Raw genomic sequence first — 25565 nt, 5'->3', positions numbered from 1 at the left:
TATGACCACGAATAAAGTCAAGAAAACCGACGCCGAATGGCGCGCCATGCTCGACTCGATGCAATACGAAGTCACGCGCCACGCGGCCACGGAACGGGCCTTCACGGGCAAGTTCTGGGACCACCATGAACACGGCATCTACACCTGCGTCTGCTGCAACACGCCCCTGTTCGCGTCGGACACCAAATTCGATTCCGGCTGCGGCTGGCCCAGCTACTTCCAGGCGCTGGACCCGGCGAATGTCACGGAAATCGTCGATCGCAGCCACGGCATGGTGCGCACGGAAATCGTCTGCGCCGTCTGCGACGCCCACCTGGGCCACGTCTTCCCGGACGGCCCGCCGCCGACCGGCTTGCGCTATTGCATCAATTCGGCCTCCTTGCGCTTCGATCCGCAGCCTTGATCTGGCGATGGCTTGGGCGTTGCTCCTAAGCCATTCCTAAGATGATTCTAATAAGACCAGTGTAAAGTCTCGCCATGAAATTTCTATTCGACCTATTCCCCCTGATTGCCTTCTTCACCGCCTTCAAATTGGGCGGCATGTATGAAGCGGCCACGCACGATTTCGTGCAGCAATATTTGTCCGGCTTCGTGTCTGGCGGCCTGATCAAGGCCGACCAGGCGCCGTGGATACTTGCCACCCTCGTCGGCATCGTCGCCACGGCTTGCCAGGTCAGCTATCTGCTGCTGCGCGGGCGCAAGGTGGACGGCATGCTGTGGCTGTCGCTGTTCATCTTTGTCGTGTTCGGCGGCGCCAGCATCTATCTGCATGACGATTTCTTCCTGAAATGGAAGCCGACCCTGATCTACTGGCTGTCCGGCCTGGCCCTCTTGATTGCCCACGTGGGTTTCAAGAAAAACCTGATCCGCAAGACCATGGAAGCGCAAGTGCAATTGCCCGATGCCGTCTGGAACCAGCTGCTGGCCGCATGGATCATCTTCTTCGGCGCCATCGGCGCACTGAACCTGTTCGTCGCCTTCGTGCTGTACAAGGGCGACATGGCCGCCTGGGTCAGTTTTAAAGCGTTTGGCGCGACGGGCATCTTCTTTGCCTTCATCGTGGCGCAAACCCTGTTCCTGGCCAAACATATCAAGGAAGACGCATGATGAGCTCCACCACTGAAAACACCGCGCCGGAAACGCGCATGCAGCGCATTCGTACCCGCCTGGAAACGGCACTTTCCCCTCTGGAATGCGTGCTGGAAGACGACTCGGCACGCCACCGGGGCCATGCGGGCGCCGCCTCGGGCGGAGGCCATTACAATCTACGCATAATTTCTAGTCAATTTGAGGGGCTCAGACTCGTCATGCGTCATCGACTGGTGTATGATTCCGTGCACGATATGATGCATAATGAGATACATGCATTGGCGATTGTGGCCCTGGCGCCGTCCGAAGTAGTGTAAGGACGGCGTTTTTGGCGTACCGGGGCAACTTGGTATGCCATTTGCCGCAAGCGCCATGCACGCGTTTTCTTCCCATGCGTTTTTTACGAAACTTTCCCTAACAGGATTTAATAATGACTTTTAAGCCAGCCCGCTTGCTGATCGCACTACTCGCCGTTGTCGCGGTACCTGTTTTTGCGCAAAATGTTGCCGTTGTTAATGGCAAGCCTATCCCATCGTCGCGCGTTGATGCAGTCGTCAAGCAAGTCGTCGCCCAAGGCCAGCAACCGGATTCGCCGCAACTGCGCGAAATGATCAAGAAAGACTTGATCGGCCGTGAAGTGCTGATGCAAGAAGCGGAAAACAAAGGTTTCGGTAAAGATGCAGCCGTCAAGCAGCAAATCGAGAACGCACGCCAAGCCATCGTCATCAACGCCCTGGTCGGCGACTACCTGAAAAAGAACCCGGTCAACGACGCTGAAATCAAGGCCGAATACGACCGCTTCGTGGCGCAGACGGGCGACAAGGAATACCACGTACGCCACATCCTCGTGGGCACCGAAGCAGAGGCGAAAGACATCATCGCCAAGCTGAAAGGCGGCGCCAAGTTCGAAGATCTGGCCAAGCAATCGAAAGATACCGGTTCGGCCGACAATGGCGGCGACCTGGACTGGGCAGCCCCGTCGTCGTTCCCGAAAGTGTTCTCGGACGCCTTCGTGAAACTGCAAAAAGGCCAGGTTACCGACACCCCGGTGCAAACGCCTAACGGTTTCCACGTGATCAAGCTGGACGACACCCGCGCGGCAAAACTGCCGACCCTGGAAGAAGTCAAGCCACAGATCGCCGAAGCGCTGCAGCAAAAGAAACTGCAAGCGTATCAGGAAGAAATGATCAAAAAAGCGAAAGTTCAGTAAGAACTGACCTCCCCGGCGCCCTTTTCGGCGCCGGTCGTGTATTCTGCGCCTGAATGCGCACTGCGCGCCAGTCGCGTATATCGATTTTTAGTATATTTATTAGGAATGAACATGATTTTGAAGCCAGCCCGCCTGATCTTAGCCCTGGTCGCCGTCGTCGCGATCCCTGCGTTCGCGCAAAACGTGGCCACCGTGAATGGCAAGGCCATCCCATCGTCGCGCGTCGACCAGGTCGTCAAGCAAGTCGTCGCCCAAGGCAAGCAAGCTGATTCGCCGCAATTGCGCGAAGCCATCAAGAAAGACCTGATCGGCCGCGAAGTGCTGATCCAGGAAGCCGACAAGCAAGGCTACGGCACGCGTCCGGAAGTCAAGTCGCAGATCGACAATGCCCGTCAAAGCATCATCATCAATGCTCTGCTGGCCGACTACGTCAAGAAAAACCCTGTCAAGGACGCTGAAATCAAGGCCGAATACGACAAGTTCAAGGCACAAGCGGGCGACAAGGAATACCATGCACGCCACATCCTGGTGGCCACCGAAGCGGAAGCGAAAGACATCATCGCCAAGCTGAAAGGCGGCGCCAAGTTCGAAGAACTGGCGAAAGTGTCGAAAGACGGTTCCGCAGCCAATGGCGGCGACCTGGACTGGGCTAGCCCGGCTTCGTACGTGAAGCCATTCTCCGACGCCATGGTCGCCCTGAAACCAGGCCAGGTCACGCAAACGCCCGTGCAATCGCAATTCGGCTTCCACGTGATCAAGCTGGAAGAAACCCGTCCGACGAAGCTGCCGGCACTGGAAGAAGTCAAGGGCCAGGTGGCTGAGTCGCTGCAACAGAAAAAACTCGCCGCCTACCGCGATGAACTCATGAAAAAAGCCAAGATTCAGTAATATTGGATCGGCATGAAAAAGCGCTCCCGGTGAGCGCTTTTTTTACGCCTGAAAGAAAGCGAGATGCCATGAATCTACATGCAGAATTGAAAGCCGCGCTGGAAGCGGCCGCCGAACCGGGCCGCGCAGCGCCCATGCAGGCCTACATGCGCGGCCAGTTCGTGTTCCTGGGCGTGGCGGCACCACAGCGGCGGCTGGCCGCCAGGGGCTTGCTGGCGGGCTTGAAAGGCGTGGGGGCCGAGGTGCTGCTGGAACATGCGCAACTGCTGTGGCAGCAGCCAGAGCGTGAATACCAGCATGTGGCGCTCGACATGCTGGCCCTGCACCGGCGGCAACTGGGCGTCGAACACCTCCCCGCCCTGCTGGGCCTGGCGCGTCAGCGCGCGTGGTGGGACAGCGTCGACGGCATGGCGGGCATCGTGGGCGAGGTGCTGCAGGCGGAGCACCGGCGCGGCGGCGATGGCCATGCGCACATGGATGGCGCCTTGCGCCACGAGGACCTCTGGCTGCGCCGCATCGCCATGCTGCACCAGCTGGGCTGGCGCGCCGACACGGATGCCGCCTGGCTGTTCGGCGCGGCGCTGGCGCTGGCCCACGAAGACGAGTTTTTCATCCGCAAGGCCATCGGCTGGGCCCTGCGCGATTACGCGCGCCACGCCCCGACAGAGGTGCTAGCGTTTGCCACAGAGCACCGCCAACGGCTCTCTCCCCTTAGCTACCGCGAAGCGCTAAAGCACCAGCGACCTTGAACGACTGACCGCCCAGCAATCGCAGCGCCGCGTCGATGCGCGGTGCCGCATCCCAGGCCGGCACGGGCGCCAGCAAGCCCAGCGCCATCTGCCGCAGCGGCTCGGCGATCACCATGGCCAGCAGCAAGCCGGCCAGTTCGTGCCCATCGTGCCCATCCTGCAGCACCAGATGGCCGCGCGCGGCCTGGCGCTGCAACCACTGGGCCAGCAAGGCCGTACCCCGCTCGATGCCGTTGCGCTGATACACGGCCAGCAAATCGGCGCGGGCGGGAAACTCCGTGCACAGCAGGCGGAACAGGCCCACGGCGTCCGCCGTCAACACGCGCGCGGCCATCGCCTGCAAGATCTCTTTTAGTAATGGCAGCACTTCACCGGGCGCGGCCGCATCGTGCGCCATGGCCGGTAAAAAGGCGTCCGTCCAGCCGCGCACCACCAGCGCCACGAGTTCCTCGCGGTTGGCCGCATACTGATACAGCGACTTTTTTGCCATGCCCGCATGGCGCGCCACCGCTTCCATGGTCGTGGCGGCATAACCTTCATTCAGCAGCAGCCAGGTGGCCGCCTGCACGGCCGCCTCGCGCGCTTCTTCGGGCGGACGCGCCGGACGGCCCCGTCCACGCACAGCCTTGCTCTCTGCCTTGCTCTCTTCTTCCTGCATGCCGGCTCCAAGCTTGATCGATGGGCAATTTTACACTGAAACACATTTAGGAAACATTATGCGTTTCTTTAATATATAATTGCTTCACCCAAACAAAGGAGAACGACATGACGAAGCATATTGAATTCCCATGGAGCATCACCGGTACGGGCGACTTGCTCGACCCGTTCCCGCTGCACCTGGAAACGGGCATCACGCGCCTGGAAAATGGCTGCCTGCTGGTGGCGGCGCGCACGGAGCTGCACGGCTGCAGCGGGCGCATGCTGGACTGGTGGTTTACGTTTTTCGAGACGACGCAGCACATCAAGTGGTGGCATCCGCACGACCACGTGGCCCATCACGGCTGGAACAGCGCGTGGAAAAAGGGAGAGAGTTACTACGGCGCCTCGATCGAGGCAGTGGAGTCCTTGGGCGATATTCCACCCGTGAAAGCCAAGCTGAAGTTCCATGATCCAAAGGAGGTCTTCGACCCGGTGCAGCTGCAGCAGGCAAGGGACAGCGGCGCGCTGTCGGCCGCCGTCTGTGCCCGCATCGGCTTTGGCGAGCACGTGCAACTGGACCCGCAGGGCGACCCGCTCGATGGCGAAATGCTGCACCTGACGCGCGACACGCCGACGGGCTGCGTGCTGCGCAGCCGCTTCTTGCTGGGCCGCAATAGCCTGGACCCCGTGCGCGACGTGCCCGACGTGCTCGGCCTGAATTTGCTGCGCCATTGCTACAGCGAATTTACCTATCTGTCGCGCTTTTTACCGTCGCTGTACTACGGCGAGCACGCCAATGGCGAAAAGGCGCCGCTGCCCTGGTAAAGAGCCTTACAGCCGCTTGTGCATGCGCGCCAGCGGCAGTTTGATCGCGTTGGGCAAGTCGAGGTGAAAATCTTCCGTGACGGAAAAGCCGCTGGCCAGGTACAGCGGCACACCGGGCAAGGTGGCGGCCAGCTCCAGTGCACTAAAACCCGCGGCCCGCGCCTGCCGTTCGCAATGGCGCATCAGCATGCTGCCCAGGCCCTGGCGCGCCGCGGCCGGTTCCACGAAGAAGGCGCGGATGCGGCCCGGCTGGCTGGCCGGATCGAGCAGCGGGTCCGGCCCGCTCTTCGCGCGGTCGGCACCGTACAGGGTGGCGCGCCGGCTCCAGCCGCCGCAGGCCAGCATGACGCCGTCGCGTTCGATGACGAAATACGTGCGGTCGGCAACGAGCTGCGTATCGACGCCGAACACGTGGCGCGTCACGGCCTCGGCCTGTTCCAATGTATAGAATCCCGCGCTCAGCACCACGCCGGAACGGGCGATCAGCGCATTCATTGCAGGCACGTCGGCCGGCAGCGCCACGCGCAGGCGCGTCAACGCGCCAAAGCTGAACCAGGCACGGCGGATGCGGCCCTGCTCCACCTCATAGGTCGCCACCAGTTCCTGTGCCGACACCCCATCGTCCGTGTCGCCATGGACGATTTCATGATCGATCACCAGCTTGCCGCAGGCGATGCGGTTAAGCAACTGCGCATGGGGCTTGCTGGCGGCGAAACGGGCCGTGAAGCGGGGGCCGATCTGCGCACTGCCTTGGGCCAGCAAGGTATCGGGATGCTGGAATTGCTGTGCGTCATCGGCGTAAATGGCCAGCAAGGCCGCCACGTCGTGGGCATTGTAGGCGTCCAGTTGCGCCTGGACCACCGCCGTGGGCGAAATGCGTGTATCGTTGGCAAGCGCCATGCGTGTACCTGTTGTGAAGTCGATGGAAAGTTGCAAAGGGTAACATTGTCGCCCCTGTCGCGGCGTGGTTTACTGCGATAATAACAAGATTCGTCGCCAGTGGCATATTGAGGCGTCATCCATCAACCGTAGAGCGCAATCGCACAAGCACAGCAGGAGTAAATATCATGAAATGGGAAGGCAATCGCGAAAGCGACAATGTGGAAGACCGCCGTGGCGAAGATGGCGGCGGGGGCGGCGGTGGGGGCGGCTTTGGTTTTGGCGGGCGCTCGATCGGCATCGGCACCATCGTCATCGCCCTCGTCGGCTCGTATGTGCTGGGCGTCAATCCCCTGACCCTGCTCAACCTGCTCAGCGGCGGTGGCGGCCAGGTCAGCACCCAGCAAAGCCAGGCCCCGGCGCGCCAGCCGCCCGAATCGGACGAGATGGCCCGCTTCGTGAAAACCGTGCTGGCCGATACGGAAGACACCTGGGGCGCCCTGTTCAAGGCCGAAGGCGGCAGCTATGTGAAGCCCAAGCTGGTGCTGTTTTCCGGGAGCATCCCGACGGCCTGCGGCACGGGCCAGAGCGCCAGCGGGCCCTTCTATTGCCCCGGCGACCAGAAAGTCTATCTGGACCTCGACTTCTTCAATCTGATGCAGCAGCGCTTCAAGGTCTCGGGCGAGTTTGCGGAAGCCTACGTGATCGCGCATGAAGTGGGCCACCACGTGCAGAACCTGATGGGCTTGTCCGAGAAGGTCGACAATGCGCGCCGCACGGCCTCCGAACGCCAGGCCAACGCCATGTCCGTGCGCCTGGAATTGCAGGCCGATTGCTTTGCCGGCGTGTGGGCATTTCACGCGAACCAGGACCGCAAGATCCTGGAACAGGGCGACGTGGAAGCGGCCCTGAAAGCGGCCACGGCCATTGGCGATGATGCGCTGCAGCGCCAGTCGCAAGGCCATGTCGTGCCGGACTCATTTACGCACGGCACCTCTGAGCAGCGCGTGCGCTGGTTCAGCAAGGGCATCGAGAGCGGCCAGATTGCCCAGTGCAATACGTTCGAGGCACGCCAGCTGTAAAGATCGCCCCCGTGCCGCCCTGCGCGCGCACGGGGAAGTTGCTTCTACTTCAAATCGATGCGCCCGTATTGCCCATGCGTCTCGTCATCCGGCCCGGCCGCATAGAACAGCGTATTGACGGGCTGGCTGTTGAGGCCATTGCCGAAGGCGATGCCCCACAAGCCATCGATCGTCAGCGGCGTGCCATCGGTCTTGAGCAGCACGCCAGCGGCGGTACCCGTGTCGGGGTCATAGGCATTGATCTTGCCATCGCCAAAATTCCCTATCAACAACATATTGCTGGCCGTGCCGAAATCGGCGGGCGCCAGTGCCATGCCCCATGGCGCATTCAGGGCGCCGCCGCTCACCAGCCGCTTGATCAGTGTGCCGCCCGTGTCATACACGTTCACGATACCGAGGCCGGCGCCGGCCTCTTCATCGTCGCCGCTGGCTTCCCGCTTCGCGTAGGCGACATAGATGCGCTCGCCAATGGCCTGGATGCCGAACGGCGCATAGCCAGCCGGCAAGGCGGGGTCGCCGAATGCGCCAGGCAGGGCGACCCTGGCGAAGCCAGCATCGAAGACGTCGACGCGCCCGTTGTGGAAATCGGCCGCATACAGGTAATTGGCGCCCGCATAGCGCGAAATGGCCAGGCCCTTGTAGACGCTGCCGCCTGCGCTGCCGTCGAACACGACCAGGGCCGTCGTCGGGCTGACCGTGGGCGACCAGGCGGAAATAGTCCCGCTTTCGCTGGCGAAGATGAAGGGGCTGGGTGCCGTCACGCCGTTCTGGCTCAGCTTGAAGTCCTGCGTGCCGTTGAAGACGATGCCCGTGGGCCCTGCCGGCGTGCCGACCACCAGCGATTGCGGCACGCCGTTGCCATCGTACAAAGTGGACTTCGCCGTGCCATTCACGGCCACCCAGACGAAACCGCGCGGGTTGAAGGCCACGCCCCAGGCGTTGACGAGGTTGGGGTCCGTGTGCGCGGCCGGCACGGCGGGCGTGTCCGACACCAGGCTGGTGGCCGCATAGGCGCTCACGGCCGGTGGATGGTGATGATGGCCGCCGCCGCAGGCAAACAGGGCCGCGGCCAGCGCGATGACGAAACCGGTGCAGATCAGTTGCTTGATGCGGTGCGTATCCATGGCATTCCCCTCGGCGTGATGGGCAGTATTGTGCTGCCTGCTTTCAGGGTAGAACCGGGCCATGGAGCATGCTTGAGGCGTGTCAAGCGCGGCAAAGATAGCCAGCGTCAGGGTATGCTGACGTCGTAGCGCTTGCCCATTCGTTTCAATTCGCCCGTCTCGATCAGGTTATTCAGTTCCTGGTCGAACTGCAGCCGCAGCCTGTCGAAAGCGGGTGAGCGTGGATAGGCAAAATAGCCGTTTTGCAGTTCGATGATTCTGGGCAGCGGTTTCACCTGGCGGCCATAGCCGAGACGGGCGATGACGGGGTCGGTATTGCGGCGGTTGCTGATGAACACGTCGACGTGGCTGTGCACCAGCATCTTCAAGCCATTTTCCACATTGTTGGCCACGCTGACCTGCAGGCCGGGCCGCACGCGCTCCCAGTCCGCGCCATAGGCCCAGCCATTGAGCAGCACCACCCTGCGGTTCTTCAGCGCAGCGTAATCGCCATCCCAGCCGAAACTGGCGTCCTGGCGCGTATAAAAGACCATCTGGTCCTGGTAGAACGGCTTGTCGGAAAACGCCATGCTGGCGATGCGCTCGGGCGTCTTGTAGGGACCGATGAGGATATCGGCCTGGCCCTGCACCAGCATGGCTTGCGCGCGCGCCCACGGCACCATGCGAAAACGCACGGTGTTACCCGTGCGCGCCGCCATCACGCGCAGCAGTTCCGCGCCCAGGCCGCCGTATTCGCCGCTGTCCTGATATTCGAACACGCGCTCGAACTGCGCACCCACGGCCAGCAGCTCGCGCGCCGGCGCCGGCAAAGGCACGGCAAACGCCGGCCACAGCAGCGCCAAGGCCAGCAGGCGCCGCCCCGCTCTTCTCATCAGCCGACGATGCGCAAAGAGTAATCGGTGGCCCGCACGTCCTTCGTCAGGCTGCCGATCGAGATGCGGTCCACGCCCGTTTCGGCGATGGCGCGCACGGTGTCGAAGTTAATGCCGCCCGACGCTTCGAGCAAGGCGCGGCCGTTGGTGAGGGCCACGGCCTCGCGCATCATGTCGTTGCTGAAGTTATCGAGCAAGACGGAGACGGCGCCCGCATCGAGCGCTTCCTGCAATTGCGCCAGGGTTTCCACCTCGATCTGCACAGGCACGCCCGCGTCGAGATTGCGCGCGTTTTCCAAGGCCTGGCTGACGCCGCCGGCCGCCGCGATATGGTTTTCCTTGATCAGGATGCCGTCATACAGGGCCAGGCGCTGGTTCTTGCCGCCGCCCACGCGCACCGCATACTTTTGCGCCAGGCGCAGGCCCGGCAAGGTCTTGCGCGTGTCCAGGATGGACGCCTTGGTGCCGGCGATCACATCGACATACCGGCGCGTGGCCGTGGCCACAGCCGACAGCAGCTGCAGGAAATTGAGGGCGCTGCGCTCGGCCGTGAGCAGGGCGCGCGCCGGCGCTTCAATCGTGCAGACGACGCTGTCGGCCGTCATCATGTCGCCTTCGGCGTAATGCCAAACGATGTCGATGCTGCGGTCCAGGCTTTTCATGATGCCTTCGAACCACGGCGCGCCGCACAGCACGGCCGCTTCGCGCACGATGACACGGGCCGTGACGATGTGGTCGGGCGGCACCAGCTCGCCCGTCAGGTCGCACTGGCCCACGTCTTCCAGCAAGGCGGCCAGCAGATTGCCCTCGAACGCGCGCGCCAGGGCCGGGTCAAAGGGAGCGAAAGAATTAACGAGGGTACTCATGCTGGACCGATTCCTTGGAACAATGTGGTTTCTTTTGCCAGGTCCGCACCCGGCTTGAGGCCCGCCTTCTTGGCGGCGGCGAAGTCGAGCATGCGATTGATCGAACGCACGGCCAGCTGGCCGACGGCGGGATCGACGTGGATTTCGTTGTGCATGTTTTCCAGCGTTTGCGCCAGGTTCAGCAAGCCGTTCATGGCCATCCACGGACAATGCGCGCAGCTTTTACAGGTGGCGCTGTTGCCGGCCGTGGGCGCTTCGATGAAGCGTTTACCTGGCGCGGCCGCGCGCATCTTGTGCAGGATGCCGTTGTCGGTGGCGACAATGAACGTGTCCGTGTCCATGGTTTGCGCTGCCGCAATCATTTGCGACGTCGAGCCCACCATGTCGGCCAGGGCCACCACGTTGGCGGGCGACTCCGGATGCACGAGCACCTTGGCTTGCGGATACTCTTCCTTGAGCAAATCGAGTTCGATGCCCTTGAATTCGTCGTGCACGAGGCAGCTACCTTGCCACAGCAGCATGTCGGCGCCCGTTTCCTTCTGGATGTAGGAACCCAGGTGCTTGTCCGGCGCCCACAGGATTTTCTTGCCCTGCGCATGCAGGTGGGCCACGATGTCGAGGCCGATCGACGACGTCACCATCCAGTCCGCGCGCGCCTTGACTGCCGCGCTGGTGTTGGCGTAGACGACGACCGTACGGTCCGGATGCGCATCGCAGAAGGCCGTAAATTCATCGACCGGGCAGCCGAGGTCAAGCGAGCAAGTCGCGTCGAGGTCGGGCATCAATACGGTTTTCTCGGGACTGAGGATTTTCGCCGTTTCACCCATGAAGCGCACGCCGGCCACGACCAGGGTCTTGGCCGGATGGTCGCGCCCGAAGCGGGCCATTTCCAGCGAGTCGGAGACGCAGCCGCCCGTGGCTTCGGCCAGGTCTTGCAGGTCGGCATCTACGTAATAGTGGGCAACGAGCACGGCTTCGCGCTCGATCAGCAGGCGCTTGATGCGCGTGATCAGTTCGGCTTTTTCGGCCGGGGACGGCGTCGCTGGCGTGCGTGCCCAGGCGTGGGCAGTGCAGCTGGCTCCGTCTTGTGGATGTTCGTACTCGACGGATTTGATGGCTAAAGTTTGCATGGCTGTGTCAAACAAAAACGGGATAGACCGGCACGATTGCAATGAAGCAGGTGCGCCGGAACGAATGAACCGCGGCGCGTCGGTGTGGTGCTGGCCGATGGTACAGCTGGCCGGCATTGTCGGATTACGCTACGCTAATCCGACCTACATGGCCAGCCTACTAGCGTAGGTCGGATTAGCGCACAGCGCGTAATCCGACCCAACGTTAGCGTACAAATTAATCGATACCCTGGCTCTTCAGGTAATCCTCGTAATTGCCGCGGTAATCGACCACTTCATCTTCCTTGATTTCGATGATGCGGTTGGCCAGCGAGGACACGAATTCGCGGTCATGCGACACGAAGATCAGGGTGCCCGCGTATTTTTCCAGCGCGATGTTCAAGGATTCGATCGATTCCATGTCCATGTGGTTGGTCGGCTCATCGAGCATCAGCACGTTGTGGCGGCCCAGCATCAGCTTGCCGTACATCATGCGGCCCTTTTCACCACCGGACAGTACCTTGACGGCCTTCTTGACATCGTCGCCGCCGAACAGCAAGCGGCCCAGGATGGAACGCACGGCCTGGTCGTCGTCGCCCTCTTTCGTCCACTGGCCGATCCAGTCGGTCAGGTTCGTGTCCTTGGCGAAATCTTCCGTCGGGTCTTGCGGCATGTAGCCCACGTTGGCGTTTTCCGCCCACTTCACGCGGCCCTGGTCAGGCTGCAGGCCGGCGATGTCGCCCGCGATGCAGCGCAGCATGGTGGTCTTGCCGGCGCCATTGGCGCCGATGATGGCGATGCGCTCGCCCGCTTCGACCATGATGCTGAAGTTCTTGAACAGCTGGCGATCAAAACCTTTCGAGATGTTCTCGACTTCCACGGCCAGACGGTGCAATTTCTTTTCGCCGTCGAAGCGCACGAACGGGTAGGCGCGCGACGATGGCTTGATGTCGTCGACCTTGATCTTTTCGATCTGCTTGGCGCGCGACGTCGCCTGGCGGGCCTTCGATTTGTTGGCGGCGAAGCGGCGCACGAATTCCTGCAGTTCCGCAACCTTGTCTTTCGCTTTCGCGTTGTTGGCCAACTGCTGGTTGCGCGCCTGCGTCGAGGCGAACATGTATTCGTCGTAGTTGCCCGGATAAATCTTCAGGGTGCCGTAATCCATGTCGGCCACGTGGGTGCAGACCTGGTTCAGGAAGTGGCGATCATGGGAAATGATGATCATGGTGGAGTTGCGCTCGTTGAGCACGTCTTCCAGCCAGCGAATCGTGTTGATGTCCAGATTATTCGTCGGCTCGTCGAGCAGCAGGATGTCCGGATTCGAGAACAGCGCCTGCGCCAGCAGCACGCGCAGCTTCCAGCCTGGCGAGACATTGCTCATCGGGCCTTGATGCAGGTCAATGGCGACACCGGCGCCCAGCAGCAGTTCGCCGGCGCGCGATTCGGCCGTGTAGCCGTCGTATTCGGACACTTTGCCTTCCAGCTCGGCCGCCTGCATGTAGTCGTCGTCCGTCGCTTCCGGGTTCGCGTAGATGGCGTCGCGTTGCTGGATGGCGGCCCACATTTCCGTATGGCCCATCATGACGACGTCGAGCACGCGCATGTCTTCAAACGCGAACTGGTCCTGGCGCAGCTTGCCCAGGCGCTCGTTGGTGTCGAGCATGACGTTGCCGCCCGACGGGTCCAGGTCGCCGCCCAGGATTTTCATGAACGTCGACTTGCCGCAGCCGTTGGCGCCGATCAAGCCATAGCGGTTGCCGTCGCCGAACTTGACGGAGATATTCTCAAACAATGGCTTGGCGCCAAACTGCATCGTAATATTTGCTGTAGAGAGCATGTGATATTGGGTCTTTATTCAGTTAAAACAGCTAGTTAAATACTTTTCTCCCATTATACAGCACCCACCCTCATGACTCTATAGCGGTCCGCCGAGGGCGACCGAAGCACATGTGGAGAAATAATGGCAAGAAAATATGATTGCCGTATTTTAATTTAACGGATACGCTGCGGGGCATCCGTTTCCACCCCTCCATCTCACAGGCTTCACTTGAAAAAAATCACCATCGCCGCGGCCGTGGCCGTCATTGCCGTCGCCGCCACCGTCTACGCGTCGCCGTACTATGCCTTGCACCAGATCAAGACCGCCCTGGCCGAGCGCAATGCCGACGCCCTGGCCGGACACGTGGACTTCCCCGCCCTGCGCGCCAGCGTCAAGACGCAGCTGGAGGCGAGCATGGCGCGCAGCATCGCAGCGACCGCCGGCAGCGATAACCCGCTGGCCGCGCTGGGCCAGTCGATCGCCGGCGCCATGCTGGGCAAGATGGTCGATGCCATGGTCTCGCCGGCAGGTGTCGTCGCGCTGGTCAACAAGAGCGCCGTCAGCCCGCAAGCGGGAGCCGCAGGCGACGCGGACGCGCCCGCCGATGGCGCCCGGAAAAAAGCCGCGTATTCCGCAGGCTATGCCGGCCTGAACACCTTCGTCGTGCGCGCACAAGACGGCAATGCGCAGGACGGCGCACTGGTCCTGCAGCGCCATGGCGTGTGGGGCTGGAAGCTGAGTTCGATCGAGATTGCGTCGGCGATGGCCGCACGTTAAAGGAAAGGAACGCGCATGCGCAGGCGATCTGAGACACAATGCGTGTCATTTTGCCTCGGATTGCAGGAAATTTCATGCTGAAACATACGGCTTTATCGCTGGCAATGGCCCTGGCCTGCGCCACGCCATTGGCCCACGGCCTCGATGGCACAGCCGGGAGCAGCCACTCCGTTGCCTCGCGCATGCAGGCGGAAACGTCCAGCGCGGCCGACCCCGACGCCCCCGCGCCACTGCCCGTGCCCAGCGATATCTCGCTGGCCGAACTGGAGCGCCGCCTGGCGCTGGGCCAGGCGCAAACCGCCGAAAAACACTATACCAGCGCGCTCGATCCGGCCGTGCTGAGTACCTTGGCGCAGCAGATGGGGTGCCACGATATCGCCGGCGTGCATCCGTTCGGCTTGCCGCTCGATCAAGCGCAGCCCACCGTGCTGAGCGGCGCCCACCTGCTGGCGCGCTGCCCGGACGGCGCTTACGTGACGATCACGGCGATGTCGATGGCGGGCAAGGCGGGCAAGCGCGCCTCCCTCAACCCGCAGGCGTTCAGGCACACGGTCGATGGCCGGCCCGCGCGGCGCCTGTATTACAAGGCGCCCAACGGCCGCCAGAAGGAATCGCTGACCATCATCGATGGCAGCTATGCGTATGCGCTCGAATACTGGTCGCTCGATGACAGCCAGCACAGCGGCATGGTGGGCATGCGCCGCATGGAAACATTGACGTTGCCGCAACAAGACGGGCAAAAATAGCCGGAATACTGTATATTCATACAGTTATCAGCTATTTTCCTGCCCGCCATGCCCGCCAACCCGCACCACGCCTTGCCCTACACCATTTCCGTCAGCGCCACGATCGATGCGGAGGTCGAGCAAACCATCCTCGACGGCTTGAACGCCTATAACGATGCGATCACGGGATACCAGGACAGGCAGGTGTTGAGCGTGGTCGTGCGCGACCGCGACAGCCAGCGCGTGCTGGGCGGCGCCATGGGCCGGACCTCGCTGGGCCTGCTGTTCCTCGATTTGTTTTATCTGCCCGCCGCCTTGCGGGGGCTGGGACTGGGCAGCCAGGTACTGGCGCAGTTCGAGGAAGAAGGACGCCGGCGCGGCTGCGCCTCGGCGGTGCTGTACACCATCAGTTTCCAGGCGCCCGAATTTTACGAGCGCCGCGGCTGGCGCCGCTTCGGCGACATCGCCTGCAGTCCCGAAGGCACGAGCCGTATCTTCATGAGCAAGACCTTGTAGGCTGTCAACGGCAGCGGCCGGCGGCAAACCGGCCGCCAGCCGCTCTCCGATACCGCTGCTTACATGCCCAGCGATTTGAGCAGGTCGGCGTTGTCGTCGTCTTCCGGTTCCGCCGCAGGCGCCGGGGCGGCGTCGCGTTCGCGGTTCGCATACTCGCTATCCATCAGCGAATCGGCGTCGATTTCGCGCGAATCGAAATCGTGCAGCTTGATGAACTCGGTACGGTCGATCGCCAGTTCCAGATAGAAAATATTATTCTTTTCCGTATAGAAAGTGACGCGGCGCATTTCCGGGCGGTCCAGCGGCGTATCGACGCTGAGCATCACCTGCTTGTTCAGCACCAGCATCTTTGGCTGGCTCTGGGTGATGTTCGTTTGCAGCTCGCGCCGCACCTTGCCCGTGAAGTCGCCGACGATCTGGTTCATCAGTTCGCCCATGATATTCGACACTTCGTCCGACGTGTAGAAGCTGGCCAGCTCCGACTTCGGCATACCCATGTGCAACATGTAGCGCTCGTAGATTTCCATCGCCGTATCGGCGGCGAAATTGAGCACCACCAGGCCCGTGAAACCGCCATCGAACATCACGAAGCAGCCGATGTCGGGCTTGAGGCCCGTTTTGGTGATGCGCTGCACCATGCCCGAATAATTGACCTTGCTTTGCGTGGCCACGTTGAGCACCCGAACCACCGAGTTGCACAAACTCATCAACAAATCTTCTGTACCGTACACAACATCCTTTTCTGCATCCATGAGCAACCTCTCCTACTATTTTAAAGATGACAGCACTGTTCCCTGCCCGCCGCGAGCCAAAACATGACCGTTTCGCTCAGCAAGCGGACGACTTCACCTTTGCATGCCGGACCTTGCGTGGCAGTGCGCGCCGCGATGCCGCCGGCCCGAACCGCCCTCTTACCTTTTTCTGTATAGAAATAAGTATCAGATGCGCAGAATACCGAGATGTAACATTTCCGTCCAGCCATACCTGCATTTACTTGACGATCTGTGCGGAAATACCATAGCTGGTCAGGACACGGGTGCAGACAGAAGAAATAGTAACTAAAAATCAAGTGCGCGCAAGACCACGCTGCTGACCAGCAGATCGCGGCTCAGGTAAGCGAAGGCGCGCTGGCCGATGCGCAGGCGGTGGCTGTCGAAGATGTCCAGCAAGTTGCCGCCCTGCTCCTGGTCCAGGCTGTGCAAGGCCGTCACGGTGATGCGGCAGGTCTTTTCCGCCCCGAAGACGGACAAATGGAAGCGAATGGCATCGCCCGCCGGCTCGAGCGCGATGCTGTCGCGCAGAATTTCATAGGGCATGGGCTGGCATCCCGCTGTGCGTATGGTCCGCCGCCCCCCGGCACCACCTGACTGACGGAATCGCCGAACAACGACACTCAAGCTCGGCGCGGTTTTCTGCTAGGAATAAATGCATCATGACGTGTACGGCAATCTCAATGATCAATAACAAGCAAGCGTAGCGCGACGGCTCGTCAACTACCGTCTGTTACCGTACATATTCAACCGCGCGCCTGCCTTGGGGCCGTGCGGCGCACGTCCCGGCCCGCCCCCTGTGCTATTGTCGTCAGGTACATCACCAGGCAGGAGCCATGCATGAGCAACATCGTTACCAGCGTCTCGTTCCGCTACATCGATCCGCGCCACAAGGAACCGGGGCCCAGCCGGGAATTCATCAACCAGAACATTCTGCTGCCGCCGGGCGCTCATCTGCCGCGCATGGGCGAAGCGATCGAACTCATGCACTGGGACTTGAACCGCGACATGAAATCGGGCGTGTATTCCGTGCTGTTCGTCCACACGCGCATCGCCTTGTTTGATGGCAACGACAAGCCATCGGGCTGGCACACCACGATCACCGTGGGACCGCAGTCCGACGAGATCGACGCGCGCTTCCTCACCGCCCCCTCGTGACAACCGTGCGGCCCTTGTTGCGCCCAGACCCGACCACCTAAAATAGTGCTTTATATTAAACATGATCGTGACGGCAGCCGGTGGCACCGTCACGTGCAATGCAGGGAAAGACGACGATACAGATGAGCAATCTTGTAGAGCAGGCAACACAAGAAATGACGGCGGCAATCGAAGCGTGGTTTGCCGAGCGCCTCAAGCGTACCGACCTGGAAGCCGCCGTGAAGCGGACCACCTTGCAAATGGGCGTTTTTAACGATTTCCTGCTCGACTACAAGCCGGGACGCACCACGGCCGACGATTTCCATCTGGCCGAGGCCGATGATGTCGCACCGAGGACGCCTTCGCGCCTCGACGAAGCCGTCGCGCGCGACACCATCGCGCCCCGGCTGGCAGCGCTCGTGCGGGCGAAGCTGGAAACTCTGGCCGACACGCCCCTGATCGACTACCGCTTCAGCTTTCGCGGCAAATTCCAGACGGCGCAGGGTATGCTGCACCTGAACCTGCTCGAGTATGTCAACGCAGGCAAGCGCACAAGCTTGCTGGAAAACATACGCGCGTATGTCACGCAAAAGCTCGAGCATGGCAACCGCCCGACGAAAAAGCTGGAAACCTTCTTCCTGGCGCGCCACCTGCTCGATCCCCACCTGTTTCCCCAACCCGATATCGCCTGGACAATCGCCCAGTTCGAGCGCATCGAGCAGCTGAACAAGTCGCGCCCGCAAGCGCTGGCCGAACACCGCAGCGATATCATCCAGGCCGTGTCGGCGTGGGCGGAAAAACAGTTCCTGCCGCAGTTCTATGACGTGCAGCAATCGAGCTACCGCAGCACCGAATACACCTTGAAGGCGGGCGCGGCGCTTGACAAGCAGGCGCTGGCGTCCATCGACCTGCTGCTGTATGGCGCCGTGATGATCTTGCGCCACGAACCGAGCTACGCCAAGTCGACGGGCGTCAAATTCCTCGACATCGCGCGCGAACTGGGCAGCGAACGGGCCGTGCGCATGCTCAAGGAAGGCAGCGGCACTTTCGCGCCCGACGCCGTCCACCTGAAAAATGCGCAGCTGGAATGCCGCGCCAACGACGTGTTTGCCACGATCAGCATCGCGATTGTCCGGGAAGAGGAAGAGGCGTATGCGCAGGCGCTGGCCTTCATCACGCATTTGCTCAACAACGGTTTCCCGAAAAGCTGCCAGATCAAGCTCAAGTCCAAGGTCAAGCAGTACCTGCCGATCAAGGGACTGGCGAAATCCGATACGCATCGCTTCTTTGCCAACGCCCTCGCCTATCCCGCCCTGCAGCCGCAGCTGGAAGCGTATGCGCGCGCCGCCATCGAGCAATTCGAATTCTATGCGGACACGGAAGGCGAAAAGAATTGCATGCCCGGCAGCTACGCCACGTTCGGCCTGGGCCTGCTCGATGCGCGTTATTTTCCGCTGGTGCAGCACTACATGGCCTACGTCGACGAGGAACACCAGTCCGTGCAGGACCAGTTCACGGCGGCCTTTGCCGAGCAATATGGCGTCACGCGCGACTCCGCCCCCGTGCTGGCCGCGTGCCTGCGCGCCTGCACGGACAACGCAAAGGTCAAGATCCAGGCGGAACTGGAAGAGGTGGAGAAACTGGAACTGTTCTGCCAGCAACTGCAAGGGCTGGAAGGCTATCTGGTCGAGCACATGCTGTATCCCATCTGGGGCAAGCTGGAAAAACTGGCTACCCTGGCGCGCAAGGCGCAAGGCCGGCGCAAGGAGCTGCTGCTGGCCTTGCTGGAAGCGGCGAGCAAGACGCACGCCTAATGTGCGCAACGTTATGACTTTTACCATCTATAATGCGCGCGCCATAGTTGCTATAAAGCATTTTTTGGCGCCTGACATTGAATCGTGGAGAAAATACATGCACCAAAGAGTAGCAACATCGCGCACTGCCCTGCTGGCGGCAGCCTTGGCCGCCGCCATGGCGTTGGCCCAGCCCGCCATCGCTGCGGAAACCGCCGTGGAACTGGCGCCCGTCGACGTGGCCAACCTGTACATCAAGACCATCATCAACCATGATGAAGCGAGCGTCGCCCAGCTCAATGCCTACCTGCGCCCCACGCGCCTGGCGGGCCAGCAATCCGCCGAATATGCGTCGTACAGCGGCTTGAAGGAAACGGATGCAATATTCCCTGCAAAGACGGGCAAGCTGATCGCCGACCTGTTCCCTGCCGCCATGCGCGCGGCCGTCACGCCGGCCGCCGAACAGCTGGCCGCCAATGTCATCGCCGCCATGAATGGCGCCGCGTGCCAAGCCACCAAGGCGGCCCCCGTGACGGTGGAAAACGGCATGCAGACGGCTGCCGTCAGCTTCGAATGCCAGGTCGTCAAGGTGCCCGTGGCATGGGCGCCCGCCGCCCAGCAACTGGCGAAGAGCGGCTGCAAGGTCGAGCAATGCAAGGCCGGCCTGCAAAAGATCGCCGCCACCTACACGAGTTCGCCGAAGCAGACGTGGCGCGCCGTGTTCGCCGTCAGCCGCGAAAAGAACTCGGAAGCCTGGCGCAACGATTTCGCCCGCGAAACCTTCGATGAAATCTGGGAATACCTGTAATCCCGACCTCGTTTAGAATGGCTGGATGGAAAAATTGACACCGGTACCACAGCCTGAGGGCCTGGCCTTGCTGCGCTTGATCGACCCCGACCATGTGGAAGGCGCGGTGGTCGCGCAAGCGCTGGCGCAAGACTTGCCTGCCCTGCACGCCAGGCAATTGCTGGCGCTGCTGCGCCGGCTGCGTGCCGCGCAATCGAATCAGCAGGATTATGCGGGCGCCAGCCAGGCGCAGGCCGAACAGCAGTTCGGCGCCGCCATCGCCGCCGTCAAGGCGGAGCTGGCCACGCGGCCGCACATTCCCAACAAGCAGGAAGCCAAGGCCCTGCGCCAGGCGGCGGCAAAGAAGCGCTGAACGAGGCGCAAGCCGCCCGCCAGCAAGGCCGTTTCGTGTGGGCAAGGACGCCAACCCCCTCCTATAATCGGAGACTCTCCTGTTTCCGCTCTTGAAAGGCATCCCCATGTCCACACGATTTTCCCGCCACGTAGCCGGCTGCGCCATCCTTGCCGTCGGCGGCCTGGCCGCCATGCAGGCGGCCCATGCCCTGGAGACGGGCCCCATCGACGCGCGCGCCGTGTGGCAGGAGCGCTCGCTGTCGGCTTGCCGCAGCGAACAATCGTCGACCGCACCCGACGTCTGCCTGCTGCGCACCATGCAGCGCTCGGGCGCCCGTCCGCAAGCCATCGCCGCCGCCAACATGCTGGTCAAGGCAAACAAGGCGGGCTTCATCTCGGCCTGGCGACCGCTGGGCAAGGCGGCCCTGGCCACCGTCACCTATCCGTTCCGCGCCAACACGAATGAAGGCACCCTGCTGATCGGCAGCGATGGCGCCGCCATCGACGTCGACGAGGACTCCGTGCGCGAGGAAGACCGCGCCACACCGGCCTGGCGCGCGTTTGCCGCCGCCCACCCAGACTCTGTCCCGTTCGCCCCCGCCGACTTTATTGGCAGCACGGCGACCGCCGATGGCGGCCAGAGCGTGCTATTTTCTACGCCCCTGATCACCTGCCACGCCTGCGCCGAGGATGGCGCGCTGCTGGTTGCCTACACGATCGACAAGGCGGGAATCGTGCGCGAGCGCAAGCTATTGACGATCAAGTAAGCCTGCCTCAAAGATAAGATAGAATTGCTTAATGGCATGTCTATACGAGTACATGCCATCTATCCACTACTTATTATGGGAAAACATGCGCCGCTCTTGCCTTGCACTGCACCTCACCGCCGCCCTGCTGCTGTCCAGCTCTGTCCACCTCGCCACTGCCGCGCCCGCCGCTATGGCTAACGCTGCCGCCAGCGCGGCCACGCCGCTCGTCATCGGCGAAAGTTTCACGATCGACTCGCAGGCGCTGAAGGAACAGCGCCACATCAATGTGTATGTGGCGCGCGCCTGGGATACGCCGCCCGACGCGCCCCTGCCCGTGCTGTACATGCCCGACGGCGGCGTGGCCGAAGACTTTCTGCACGTGGCCGGCTTGCTGCAGGTGTCGGTAGCCAACGGCACGATGCGCCCGTTCATGCTGGTCGGCATGCAAAACACGCAGCGCCGGCGCGACCTGACGGGGCCGACCGATAATGCGCAAGACCGCAAGATCGCTCCCGTCGTGGGTGGTTCGCCAGCCTACCGGGCCTTCATCCGCGACGAGCTGATGCCGGAAGTCAAACGCCGCTACCGCACGACGGGCGAAACGGCCATCGTCGGCGAATCGCTGGCGGGCCTGTTCGTGGTGGAAACGTACCTGCTGGAACCGCAGCTGTTCGACCATTACCTGGCCTTCGACCCCAGCCTGTGGTGGAACCAGGGCGCGCTGCCGCGTCAGGCGGCGGCGCTGCTGGCCAAGGGCAAGCCGGGCAAGCACAGCCTGTACCTGGCGTCCAGCAGCGAAGCGGGCATCGCCATCGAAGTGCAGCGCCTGTCCGACGTGCTGCAAAAGCAGGCGCCGCCCGGCTTGCAATGGCACGTCGAAAAGATGCCGGAAGAGACCCATGGCACGGTCTACCATCCCGCAGCCTTGAAGGCTTTCCGCAGCGTCTTCAAGCCGCAAGAACCGGCCAGGCAGTAAGACATGGACAAACTGTAATCTGGTGAGGGGCTCATCCGCAGGGTCGGGCGGGTAAAATCGGCGGCCCTGCTTTTCCCGCCTGAGTCCCGTCCGCCATGAACTTTTTGCAATTATTTATCCTTTCCATCGTCCAGGGCTTCGCCGAGCTGCTGCCCGTGTCCAGCTCCGCCCACGTCATCATGGCGGAAAAATGGATGGGGCTGGACCCCACGTCGCCCGAACTGACCATGCTGCTCGTGATGTTGCATACCGGCACCATGTTCGCCGTCATCGTGTATTTCTGGGCATCCTGGCGCGCCACCTATTTCAGTTCGGCCAGCGCCTTCCGACGCAATGTGCTGCTGCTCGCGGCCGCCACGGCCCTGACGGGCATCGTCGGCTTCGGCTTGCTCAAGGGCATCACCCATGTCATGAGCAAGGATGCACCCGGTTTTGAAATCGAGCACCTGTTTGGCAACGCGAAACTGATGGCCGCCGCGCTGGCCGCCGCCGGCGTGCTGATCATTGTGTCGTCGCGCCTGCAGGCGCGCCAGCATGGCACCTTGTCCATCGGCAAGGCGATGGTGATCGGCGCCGTGCAAGGCCTGTGCCTGCCCTTCCGCGGCTTTTCCCGCTCGGGCGCCACCATTTCCGCCGGCATCGCCATGGGCGTGCCGCAGCGCCGCGCCGAGGAATTCAGCTTTGCCCTCGCCGTCGTGCTGACGCCGGCCGTGCTGGTCAAGGAAGGCTGGCGCTTCTACCAGGCCGTGGCAAATGGCAGCCTGGACCATCTGGAACACGGCAACAGCCTGCTGCATTTGCTCGGCCCCAGCCTGCTGGGCATGCTGCTGTCGTTCCTGGCCGGCTTGCTGGCCCTGCGCTGGCTGTCGCGCTGGCTGGAACAGGGCCGCTGGCATTTCTTTGGCGCGTATTGCCTGCTGGCCTCTGCCGTGGTGCTGTACGTAGGGTAAAATCGCCGGGTTTGTCATTTGCCACTCACCATCCCAGCCAGGTTTTACAGAAAGCCAACGATGAATTTCGCCGCCACCGCCGCCCTCTCCCTCGCCATGTCCACCGATGCCTTCGCGGCTGCCGTCGGCAAGGGCGCAGCCCTGCACAAGCCGCAATGGCGCGAGGCGCTGCGCACGGGGCTGATCTTCGGCGTCATCGAGGCGATCACGCCCATCATCGGCTGGGCCCTGGGCAGCGTGGCAGCGCCCTACGTGGAAGCGTGGGATCACTGGATCGCCTTCAGCCTGCTGGGCATCATCGGCCTGTTGATGATACGCAATGCCCTGTCCGACGCCGACGAGGAAGAAGCGCCGGCCCAGTCGCACTCGTTCTGGGTGCTGGCCGTCACGGGCCTGGCGACCAGCATCGACGCCATGGTCGTGGGTGCGGGCCTGGCCTTGCTGGGCGCCAATATCGTCGTCACGGCGGCCGCCATCGGCTTTTCCACCTTCGTCATGGTGACCCTGGGCGTGATGCTGGGCCGCGTGCTGGGCACGGTAGCGGGCCGGCGCGCCGAACTGGTGGGCGGCCTGGTACTGATCGTCATCGGCTGCGTGATCTTGTACGAGCATATCGGCCACCCGGCCTGAAGCCCGGGCGCGCACGGCACAAGCGCCGGCGTGGACGGCAGCGCGCTTTGTGCTACATTCAATGCTCTGCATTCCTGTCTCGCAAGGTGACCATCATGGAAACTATTGAGCTGCTTTTTGCCGCGCTGGTGCGCGAAACGGCCGAATCGATACGCGACCACCACGTCCCTTTTGCCATAAAACACGATGAGCGCGCGTATTTCGAGTGGATGGATGGGCACCCGATCCATGGCTATATTCAGGAAGCGTATCGCGAGATCGAGGAAACAGCCCAACAGATCCGCGCCATTCGCGCTGGGTGAGGACGCTTGCCGCAAGCTACTGCGCGGGGGGCTTTGCGGCTGGCGATGCTCACCGTACTTATGTACGGTTGCGCTTCTCAGCCACACATCCCCTCCGCTCGCTACGCTTGCAACAAGCGTCGATACGCTAGTTGAATGCGTTCAAGGGACGTATTGATACAAATCAAACACTCTGCCGTTCGATACGCGTGGCATGGTCTGGCCCATGACAATCAGGCCTGGAGGCGGCAAACATGGATCAGCAACAAAAACACCAGATCCGGGGCTATGAATTTCATGTGGCGGGGGCGCTGGAGAAGGATGGGCGCTACCGGGGCATGATTTTGATCAGCAAGCGCGGCGATACCCTGCAGGTGTACGCCAAGCCCGTGCTGATAGAAACGCCGAGCAGTTTCAAGTCCGTGCATGCGGCCTTGATCGAGGCATCGGCGTATGCCCAGGAACTCATCTATAACGGCGCCATCAAGGCGCTGCTGCCGGCCGACGGGCCGCTGGCCGGAAAACAGGCGCCGCAGCCGCCGGATTTCGTCGGCAACTGACGCCGGCAAGCGCATCCGGCCATCCGGGGTGGCGCGTATAATGACGCGCTTTCCCGGATGAAAAATCAACACCATGGAATTTGTGAATGTACCGCTCGTCTTCCTGGTCGGCTGCGCGCTGATCGCCTTGCTGGCCAAAAAGAATGGCTATTCGTGGTACCTGTTTTTCTTCGCGATTGCCGTGCCCGCTCCCCTGTTGCTGCTGGCTTTGCCCCATGTGCTGGGCGTGGAGGCCGCGTCGCTGACCTCCGTACGGCTGGGCACCGTCCTGCTGTTCCCGCTAGCAGGCTTGCTGCTGGCGCTGCGGGGCAAGCGCTAAGGCTGTTTCAGCGTACCGGCACCCCATCGGCCAGGCGCCAGCCTACCGACAAGGCTATTTGCTGCGCCTCTTTTTCATTGCTGCAATCATCATAATCACAGGTATCCGCATACGCGCCGCACGCCTGGTTCTGGCTGATGTACGAACCGACCCAGCGGCCATCGCGGCGCTGGCTGGCCGTGGCGCTGATGATAAAGCCTTTGTGGATGGTGGGGTTTTCAAAAGACATAATTCCTCCGATGCAAAAAAAGCGTCAGGGATCTGACTGGGTTCCACTGTGCGCCACATGCTGCCAGCAGTCTGTACGTTTGATCACACTCACGAAAAGGATGCACGCCGCGCTCGCGCCTACAGGCGATCGGGTATGATTTCGGCATGTGTGGACGATTCGATCAAAATGACACGGCGCGCGTGCTGGCGTCATCCTTCGGCTGGACCGACGCGGTGTTCGACAGCGAGGCCGAGCCGCACCTGAACGTGTCGCCCGGCACATACCGGCCCGTGCTGCATATCCAGGATGGTGTGCACCGGGTCGACGATGTCTTCTGGGGCTACCGCCCTGCCTGGGCCGCCCAAGCCGTGCCCGCCCCCGGCAAGAAAAAAATCCCCATCGCCATCAATGCCCGGCTGGAAAAATTGGCAAGCGCCTACTGGAAACCCTTGCTGCGCGCGGGGCGCGGCATCGTCTGCGTCGATGGCTGGTATGAATGGACGGGAGAGAAAGGCCGCAAGCAGCCGTGGCACATCCACCGCAAGGACCGCGCGCGCCTGTTCCTGCTGGCGCTGGCCCAGTTCGGGCCGTACAAATTCAACCGCGAGGAAGCGGGCTTCGTGCTGGTGACGGCCGACAGCCTGGGCGGCATGGTCGATATCCACGACCGCCGCCCCGTCGCCGTCAGCCTGGAAGACGCGCACCGCTGGCTAGCCCCCGCGCTCACGCCCGAGCAGGCGCTGCACCTGGCGCGCACCTGCATGCTCGACGTGGACTTGTTCGAGTGGCATGCCGTCGATAATCCGCTCGTGCCGTCCGCCAAACCCAAGGCGCCGCCGGTGTCGCCGCAAGGCGCCTTCGACTGGGGCGCCGACTAAC

The 25565-nt window shown here is 62.1% G+C and carries 33 protein-coding genes; 23 read left to right on the top strand and 10 right to left on the bottom strand.

The genetic code is table 11. The features are described from left to right. Position 1 precedes the first annotated feature (1 nt). From msrB to OX462_RS13420, 6 genes are all read left to right on the top strand, one after another. Complete coding sequence (msrB, locus tag OX462_RS13445; RefSeq protein ID WP_070218372.1) at positions 2-403, top strand: peptide-methionine (R)-S-oxide reductase MsrB; 402 nt, start codon at positions 2-4, stop codon at positions 401-403. Positions 404-477: 74 nt separating this feature from the next. Then, a complete protein-coding gene (locus OX462_RS13440; protein WP_099411909.1) occupies positions 478-1107 on the top strand; it encodes a septation protein A in 630 nt (209 codons plus the stop codon). Then, complete coding sequence (locus OX462_RS13435; RefSeq protein ID WP_225317325.1) at positions 1104-1406, top strand: BolA family protein; 303 nt, start codon at positions 1104-1106, stop codon at positions 1404-1406. Before OX462_RS13440 ends, OX462_RS13435 begins: the two co-directional genes overlap by 4 nt. A gap of 113 nt (positions 1407-1519) precedes the next feature. Next, positions 1520-2299 (top strand): peptidylprolyl isomerase, encoded by a 780-nt coding sequence (locus OX462_RS13430; RefSeq protein WP_070218374.1) that lies wholly within the window; start codon positions 1520-1522, stop codon positions 2297-2299. A gap of 111 nt (positions 2300-2410) precedes the next feature. Then, the gene (locus OX462_RS13425) at positions 2411-3187 is read left to right on the top strand and encodes a peptidylprolyl isomerase (RefSeq protein WP_034756072.1); all 777 of its coding nucleotides are present in this window, start codon (positions 2411-2413) and stop codon (positions 3185-3187) included. Between the two features lie 68 nt (positions 3188-3255). Next, a complete protein-coding gene (locus OX462_RS13420; RefSeq protein ID WP_409028666.1) occupies positions 3256-3936 on the top strand; it encodes a DNA alkylation repair protein in 681 nt (226 codons plus the stop codon). Here OX462_RS13420 and OX462_RS13415 read toward each other — a convergent pair. Continuing rightward, entirely contained in the window at positions 3899-4594 is a 696-nt protein-coding gene (locus OX462_RS13415; RefSeq protein WP_070311885.1) for a TetR/AcrR family transcriptional regulator, read from the bottom strand. The two genes, OX462_RS13420 and OX462_RS13415, sit on opposite strands and share 38 nt — an antisense overlap. Positions 4595-4701: 107 nt before the next feature. Between OX462_RS13415 and OX462_RS13410 the strand changes: the two genes are divergently transcribed. Continuing rightward, positions 4702-5400: a DAPG hydrolase family protein gene (locus tag OX462_RS13410; RefSeq protein ID WP_409028665.1), complete on the top strand. Its 699-nt coding sequence runs from the start codon at positions 4702-4704 to the stop codon at positions 5398-5400. Positions 5401-5406: 6 nt separating this feature from the next. Here OX462_RS13410 and OX462_RS13405 read toward each other — a convergent pair whose 3' ends face one another. Further along, positions 5407-6300 carry a GNAT family N-acetyltransferase gene (locus OX462_RS13405; RefSeq protein WP_409028664.1) on the bottom strand — a complete coding sequence of 298 codons (894 nt, stop codon included), beginning with the start codon at positions 6298-6300 and terminating at the stop codon, positions 5407-5409. Between the two features lie 167 nt (positions 6301-6467). Here OX462_RS13405 and OX462_RS13400 point away from each other — a divergent pair, with 167 nt between their 5' ends. Beyond that, on the top strand, positions 6468-7361 hold the full coding sequence (locus tag OX462_RS13400) for a KPN_02809 family neutral zinc metallopeptidase (protein ID WP_121669549.1): 894 nt from the start codon (positions 6468-6470) through the stop codon (positions 7359-7361). Positions 7362-7405: 44 nt separating this feature from the next. On the opposite strand, the gene OX462_RS13395 is transcribed toward OX462_RS13400, so the two are convergent. From OX462_RS13395 to OX462_RS13375, 5 genes are all read right to left on the bottom strand, one after another. Then, entirely contained in the window at positions 7406-8485 is a 1080-nt protein-coding gene (locus tag OX462_RS13395) for a TIGR03118 family protein (RefSeq protein WP_409028663.1), read from the bottom strand. A 107-nt stretch (positions 8486-8592) separates the two neighbouring features. Then, positions 8593-9357, bottom strand: a complete 765-nt coding sequence (locus OX462_RS13390; protein WP_070218381.1) for a substrate-binding periplasmic protein — start codon at positions 9355-9357, stop codon at positions 8593-8595. Continuing rightward, positions 9357-10223, bottom strand: coding sequence for a carboxylating nicotinate-nucleotide diphosphorylase (gene nadC / locus OX462_RS13385; protein WP_070218382.1), 867 nt, complete (start codon positions 10221-10223; stop codon positions 9357-9359). Before nadC ends, OX462_RS13390 begins: the two co-directional genes overlap by 1 nt. Beyond that, entirely contained in the window at positions 10220-11353 is a 1134-nt protein-coding gene (gene nadA, locus OX462_RS13380; RefSeq protein WP_070218383.1) for a quinolinate synthase NadA, read from the bottom strand. The genes nadC and nadA overlap by 4 nt, the downstream gene beginning before the upstream one ends. Before the next feature lie 217 nt (positions 11354-11570). Further along, positions 11571-13169, bottom strand: a complete 1599-nt coding sequence (locus tag OX462_RS13375) for an ABC-F family ATPase (protein ID WP_034756044.1) — start codon at positions 13167-13169, stop codon at positions 11571-11573. Between the two features lie 210 nt (positions 13170-13379). Between OX462_RS13375 and OX462_RS13370 the strand changes: the two genes are divergently transcribed. From OX462_RS13370 to OX462_RS13360, 3 genes are all read left to right on the top strand, one after another. After that, on the top strand, positions 13380-13928 hold the full coding sequence (locus OX462_RS13370) for a DUF2939 domain-containing protein (protein WP_070310572.1): 549 nt from the start codon (positions 13380-13382) through the stop codon (positions 13926-13928). A gap of 74 nt (positions 13929-14002) precedes the next feature. Next, complete coding sequence (locus tag OX462_RS13365) at positions 14003-14674, top strand: hypothetical protein (RefSeq protein WP_409028662.1); 672 nt, start codon at positions 14003-14005, stop codon at positions 14672-14674. A 48-nt stretch (positions 14675-14722) separates the two neighbouring features. Next, a complete protein-coding gene (locus OX462_RS13360) occupies positions 14723-15169 on the top strand; it encodes a GNAT family N-acetyltransferase (RefSeq protein ID WP_121669554.1) in 447 nt (148 codons plus the stop codon). Positions 15170-15228: 59 nt separating this feature from the next. Here the strand turns inward: OX462_RS13360 and OX462_RS13355 are convergent, their stop codons facing one another. Next, positions 15229-15921 (bottom strand): DUF3334 family protein, encoded by a 693-nt coding sequence (locus tag OX462_RS13355; RefSeq protein ID WP_070218387.1) that lies wholly within the window; start codon positions 15919-15921, stop codon positions 15229-15231. Positions 15922-16227: 306 nt separating this feature from the next. Then, positions 16228-16485 (bottom strand): DUF1488 family protein, encoded by a 258-nt coding sequence (locus OX462_RS13350; protein ID WP_070218388.1) that lies wholly within the window; start codon positions 16483-16485, stop codon positions 16228-16230. 294 nt (positions 16486-16779) lie between these two features. Here OX462_RS13350 and OX462_RS13345 point away from each other — a divergent pair, with 294 nt between their 5' ends. The 11 genes from OX462_RS13345 (at position 16780) to OX462_RS13295 (ending at position 24475) form a co-directional block, all read left to right on the top strand. Beyond that, entirely contained in the window at positions 16780-17097 is a 318-nt protein-coding gene (locus tag OX462_RS13345; protein WP_409028661.1) for a hypothetical protein, read from the top strand. 122 nt (positions 17098-17219) lie between these two features. Next, positions 17220-18890 (top strand): DUF6138 family protein, encoded by a 1671-nt coding sequence (locus tag OX462_RS13340; RefSeq protein WP_409028660.1) that lies wholly within the window; start codon positions 17220-17222, stop codon positions 18888-18890. A 97-nt stretch (positions 18891-18987) separates the two neighbouring features. Next, positions 18988-19677: a hypothetical protein gene (locus OX462_RS13335; protein WP_409028659.1), complete on the top strand. Its 690-nt coding sequence runs from the start codon at positions 18988-18990 to the stop codon at positions 19675-19677. A gap of 25 nt (positions 19678-19702) precedes the next feature. After that, on the top strand, positions 19703-20029 hold the full coding sequence (locus OX462_RS13330) for a hypothetical protein (protein WP_409028658.1): 327 nt from the start codon (positions 19703-19705) through the stop codon (positions 20027-20029). Between the two features lie 106 nt (positions 20030-20135). Then, entirely contained in the window at positions 20136-20777 is a 642-nt protein-coding gene (locus OX462_RS13325; protein ID WP_409028657.1) for a hypothetical protein, read from the top strand. Between the two features lie 172 nt (positions 20778-20949). Beyond that, positions 20950-21735, top strand: a complete 786-nt coding sequence (locus tag OX462_RS13320; RefSeq protein WP_409028656.1) for an alpha/beta hydrolase — start codon at positions 20950-20952, stop codon at positions 21733-21735. Positions 21736-21830: 95 nt separating this feature from the next. Further along, positions 21831-22685: an undecaprenyl-diphosphate phosphatase gene (locus OX462_RS13315; protein ID WP_070218394.1), complete on the top strand. Its 855-nt coding sequence runs from the start codon at positions 21831-21833 to the stop codon at positions 22683-22685. A gap of 60 nt (positions 22686-22745) precedes the next feature. Then, entirely contained in the window at positions 22746-23315 is a 570-nt protein-coding gene (gene mntP / locus OX462_RS13310; RefSeq protein WP_070218395.1) for a manganese efflux pump MntP, read from the top strand. Positions 23316-23410: 95 nt separating this feature from the next. Next, a complete protein-coding gene (locus OX462_RS13305) occupies positions 23411-23617 on the top strand; it encodes a hypothetical protein (RefSeq protein ID WP_070300249.1) in 207 nt (68 codons plus the stop codon). Between the two features lie 233 nt (positions 23618-23850). After that, complete coding sequence (locus OX462_RS13300; RefSeq protein ID WP_070218397.1) at positions 23851-24156, top strand: hypothetical protein; 306 nt, start codon at positions 23851-23853, stop codon at positions 24154-24156. A gap of 73 nt (positions 24157-24229) precedes the next feature. Beyond that, positions 24230-24475 carry a hypothetical protein gene (locus OX462_RS13295; protein ID WP_070292288.1) on the top strand — a complete coding sequence of 82 codons (246 nt, stop codon included), beginning with the start codon at positions 24230-24232 and terminating at the stop codon, positions 24473-24475. Between the two features lie 7 nt (positions 24476-24482). On the opposite strand, the gene OX462_RS13290 is transcribed toward OX462_RS13295, so the two are convergent. After that, positions 24483-24704 (bottom strand): hypothetical protein, encoded by a 222-nt coding sequence (locus OX462_RS13290; protein WP_070218399.1) that lies wholly within the window; start codon positions 24702-24704, stop codon positions 24483-24485. Between the two features lie 146 nt (positions 24705-24850). Between OX462_RS13290 and OX462_RS13285 the strand changes: the two genes are divergently transcribed. Then, positions 24851-25564, top strand: coding sequence for an SOS response-associated peptidase (locus tag OX462_RS13285; protein WP_409028655.1), 714 nt, complete (start codon positions 24851-24853; stop codon positions 25562-25564). Position 25565: the final 1 nt, after the last annotated feature.

Origin of the sequence: Janthinobacterium aestuarii (assembly GCF_046113285.1) — a bacterium.
In the GTDB taxonomy this organism is placed as follows: Bacteria; Pseudomonadota; Gammaproteobacteria; order Burkholderiales; family Burkholderiaceae_D; genus Janthinobacterium.
The sequence above is the reverse complement of the archived record's forward strand: the minus strand, read 5'-3'. Positions and strand labels throughout refer to the sequence as shown.